General features: G+C 61.2%; 1 protein-coding gene. It reads right to left on the reverse strand.

Annotated features, from left to right (window positions below):
* On the reverse strand, positions 1 to 787 hold a 787-nt coding region (locus NKH43_RS35225; RefSeq protein ID WP_352862063.1), incomplete at both ends, for a 2OG-Fe(II) oxygenase family protein.

A 787-nucleotide genomic window follows, 5' to 3' on the forward strand; every position in this document is an offset into this window, starting at 1 on the left:
TTACCCAGATTGACTCCACGTTGCGCAGCATCGTTTCGACAACACTAAGGGCGTGCTGCCCTTGCCGCGAAGTCAGGCGAGCGTCGATGTCGGGATAGATAAAGAAGGGAAGCGAAATTCGGTCAGTCGGACCGCTATGCGCGACCTGATGCGGCGTACTCTTGAAGCGGTCGTCGCTCATGGTCTGAAGCATGTCGCCCAGATTGACTACGAGACTGTCGGGCAGGCTCGGCACCGGCATCCATCGCCCGCGGAACCACACCTGCAAGGAGCGCGTGGGGAGTTCCTCTTGCAGCAACAGCGTGAAGAAGCCATGATCGGTGTGCTTGGCGCACGTGCCGCCGCGAGCTGGATACCGGATCACGCGTTGCCCGAGCGTCGGCGGGCTGAAATGGCGCCGGAACCAGCCCTGTTCCATATCGATCAGGTCGGCAAGCGCGTTCCCGATCTGCGGAACAACCCCGTTGAGCACGGTAGCCTGCAAAGCGAGCAGGCTTCGTGCGAAACCAGGAGCCAAGGCGTCATCCGGAAGGCGCGTGCGTCCGGAAAACGGACGCCGGTCGCCTTCGTTCTCGATTCCGAGGTCGAACACTTCCTTTGGATCGAAGCCGGCCTCGGGATGTAGCATTTCGCCGTGCAAGGGACTGTATCCACGGGCGGCAGTGGGGTACACGTCTTGAGAGGCGTGACCGTAGCGTTCCTTGATCGACTGTGGCAACGCGAAGAACCGCCGGGAAGCCTCGATGGCTTGTGCGATCTGTTCCTTCGGGATGCCGTGCTCGACAAG

Origin of the sequence: Mesorhizobium sp. M1163, assembly GCF_040318415.1 — a bacterium.
GTDB lineage: Bacteria > Pseudomonadota > Alphaproteobacteria > Rhizobiales > Rhizobiaceae > Mesorhizobium.